The sequence below is a fragment of the Rhodococcus sp. R1101 genome (assembly GCF_000278445.1).
Taxonomy (GTDB): domain Bacteria; phylum Actinomycetota; class Actinomycetes; order Mycobacteriales; family Mycobacteriaceae; genus Rhodococcus; species Rhodococcus gordoniae.
On sequence record NZ_AJVB01000427.1, the window covers coordinates 1 to 3,332 of the forward strand.

Annotated in this window: 3 protein-coding genes and 1 pseudogene; all 4 read right to left on the minus strand. The window is 68.4% G+C overall.

Features of this window, described 5'->3' with window-relative positions:
• Positions 1-526, minus strand: a pseudogene (gene obgE, locus R1101_RS0119200) (GTPase ObgE); the annotation flags it as partial.
• Between the two features lie 138 nt (positions 527-664).
• Complete coding sequence (gene rpmA, locus R1101_RS0119205; protein ID WP_016934951.1) at positions 665-928, minus strand: 50S ribosomal protein L27; 264 nt, start codon at positions 926-928, stop codon at positions 665-667.
• 36 nt (positions 929-964) lie between these two features.
• Positions 965-1,276: a 50S ribosomal protein L21 gene (gene rplU / locus R1101_RS0119210; RefSeq protein ID WP_006551183.1), complete on the minus strand. Its 312-nt coding sequence runs from the start codon at positions 1,274-1,276 to the stop codon at positions 965-967.
• Positions 1,277-1,510: 234 nt separating this feature from the next.
• On the minus strand, positions 1,511-3,332 hold a 1,822-nt coding region (locus tag R1101_RS0119215), incomplete at its 5' end, for an Rne/Rng family ribonuclease (RefSeq protein ID WP_016934952.1).

The following is a 3,332-nucleotide window of genomic DNA, read 5'->3' on the forward strand; positions in this document are numbered from 1 at the left end:
CGAGAGACGACTTGCCGGCCGACGGGAAGCCCACGAGACCGACGTCGGCGACGGACTTCAGCTCGAGGACGAGATCCAATTCCTCGCCTTCTTCACCGAGCAACGCGAACCCGGGTGCCTTGCGCGCCTTCGACGCGAGCGCAGCATTGCCGAGACCCCCGCGACCACCGTGCGCGGCCACGAAACGCGTACCGGTTCCCACGAGGTCGGCGAGGATCCGGCCTTCGGCGTCGAGCACGACGGTGCCGTCGGGAACCTTCAGGACGAGGTCGCCGCCGTTGGCGCCGTTGCGGTGCCCGCCGGCGCCCTGGGCCCCGTTGGTCGCCTTCGCGTGCTGGTGGAAGTGGAAGTCGAGCAGGGTGTGGACATTGCGGTCGACTTCGAGGACGACGTCGCCGCCGTTGCCTCCGTTACCCCCGTCGGGCCCGCCGAGCGGCTTGAACTTCTCGCGGTGGACGGAGGCGCAGCCGTTGCCGCCCTTGCCGGCGCTGACGTGCAGCACCACCCGGTCGATGAAGCGGGACATGGGTGGACCTTCTCTCGTCCTAAGAACAAACGTGGTGATCAACGCAACAAGGGCGGGTCAGGGTGTGCGACCCTGGCCCGCCCCTATTGGGAGTATGTCGCGGGAGATGTCCCCGCGGTGTCCGTACCGGACGGCAGATCAGGCGTCTGCCGTAGCCGGAACGATGTTGACGGTCTTGCGACCGCGCTTGGTACCGAACTCGACGGCACCGGCCGCGAGAGCGAACAGCGTGTCGTCGCCGCCGCGTCCCACGTTCACGCCGGGGTGGAAGTGGGTGCCGCGCTGGCGCACGATGATCTCGCCGGCGTTGACGGCCTGGCCACCGAAGCGCTTGACGCCGAGTCGCTGTGCGTTCGAATCGCGACCGTTACGGGAGCTGGATGCACCCTTCTTGTGTGCCATGACGAACCCTCCTGGGGTTGAAGCTCGAAGCTCGGTTTACTTGATGCCGGTGACCTTGACGACCGTCAGCTTCTGACGGTGGCCCTGGCGCTTGTGGTACCCGGTCTTGTTCTTGAACTTGTGGATGCGGATCTTCGGGCCCTTGGTGTGCTCGACGATCTCGCCGGTGACCGAGACCTTGGCCAACTTGTCGGCGTCGGTGGTCAGTTCGGATCCGTCGACGACGAGGACCGGGGCAAGCGAGACAGCAGCGCCGGGCTCACCCTCGATCTTCTCGACCTTGACGAGGTCGCCTTCAGCGACCTTGTACTGCTTACCGCCGGTCTTGACGATCGCGTACGTTGCCATCGGACGGCTACCCCTTGCTTCTTCGAACGTGCTCGCGCCACAGTGCTGCGGACGCGACTGGTCTGGTGTGGTTGCTGACTCGGGTCCCGCCGGCATCCTGAATCCGGACGCGGCTGGGCACTATCGCCGAGTAGCGACTGAACAAGATTACGGGAAGGTGACTCCCAGGGTCAAACCGGGCGGCGTGGTCGTGCCGCTTCCGGGCCGGTCGTGGACCGGCCCGGAAGCGGAAGGTCACGCCTCGGCGTCGACGGGAGGACCCGCGGGACGCCCTGCGGCGCGCCGCGAACGCGGCCGCCGCACGATCTCCACCGGCGTCTCCACCGGTGTGCTCGGCGGGGACTCCGGCTCGGCTCCGGTAGAAGCGTCGGCCGTGACGGGGACGACGAACACCGTGGCTTCCGGCCCGGTCTCCCCGGCAGGCGCGGCGGCTGCCCGGGCAACCCTGCGTGCACGGCGGCGACGCGGGGCCGGTTCTGCGGCGTCGGCGGAAGCCGCTCCGTCGGTGCTCTGTGCAGATTCGGAGCCGGCAGCCGCCGTAGCGGCAGCCTCGGACACGGCGGTCTCCGCGACCGCGGACTCGGCCGCTGCGACCTCTGCTTCGATCTCGGCGGGCTCGTCGGAGGCGGTCGTCACCGTGGTGGCGTCCTCCCCTGCGACGGAGCCCTTCGTCGGTGCGGCGACCTTCTCCGGCTCGACGGCATTCAACGGCTCGGCGACCTTGACCGGATCGATCTCGGCGGCCGGTCCCGGCACGGCAGCAGCCTCCGGCGCCGTCCCGGTCGCCGGCGCTTCTTCGGCCGGTGCCGAATTGTGCGCGGCCATCGCGAGCGCCACAGGATGCGGTGCACGCTTGACCACCTCGTCGGGCGAATGCGTGGGCGTCTCGGCGGCGGGCTCCTGCGAGCTCTTGTCGCGTCCGCGTTTGCGGCGCGAACCGCCACCGGACGAACGACCCGAATCGTCCGAGGACTTCGACTCGATCGGCTCCGAATGCACGATGAGGCCACGGCCACCGCAGTGTTCGCAGGTGGTGGAGAACGCCTCGACGAGACCGGTCCCGAGCCGCTTACGCGTCATCTGGACCAGGCCGAGCGAGGTGACCTCCGAGACCTGGTGGCGGGTGCGGTCCCGGCCGAGTGCCTCGGTCAGGCGCCGCAGCACGAGATCGCGGTTGGACTCGAGCACCATGTCGATGAAGTCGACGACGATCATGCCGCCGATGTCGCGCAGGCGCATCTGCCGGACGATCTCCTCGGCCGCCTCGAGGTTGTTACGGGTGACCGTCTCTTCGAGATTGCCACCGGAACCGGTGAATTTGCCGGTGTTGACATCGATGACGGTCATCGCCTCGGTGCGGTCGATGACGAGCGTGCCGCCGGAGGGCAGCCACACCTTGCGGTCGAGTGCCTTCGCGAGCTGCTCGTCGATGCGGTGCGCGCCGAAGACGTCCACCGAGTTCTCCGAGCGGTAGCGCTCGACGCGAGGCAGCAGGTCGGGCGCGACCGTGCGGATGTAGCTCTCGACGGTGTTCCACGCAGAGTCGCCCTCGATGACGAGCTTGGAGAAGTCCTCGTTGAACAGGTCGCGCACGACCTTGACGAGCAGATCCGGCTCCTCGTAGAGGGTCTTCGGCTGTCCCGAGGCATCGGCCTGCAGCTTCTCGGACTGCTCACGGATCGCCTCCCACTGCGTCTGCAGCCGGGTGACGTCGCGCGAGAGTTCCTCCTCGCTCACGCCCTCGGCAGCGGTGCGGATGATCACGCCCGCCTCGGCCGGGACGATCTCGCGGAGGACGTCCTTGAGGCGTTTGCGCTCGGTGTCGGGCAGTTTGCGGCTGATGCCCGTGGACGAGCCACCCGGCACGTACACCAGGAAGCGTCCGGCCAGGCTGATCTGGGTGGTCAGACGCGCACCCTTGTGGCCGACCGGGTCCTTGCTGACCTGCACGACCACCTGGTCGCCGGGCTTGAGGGCCTGTTCGATCTTGCGGGAGTTGCCGCCGAGGCCCGCGGCCTCCCAGTTCACCTCGCCGGCGTAGAGCACGCCGTTGCGT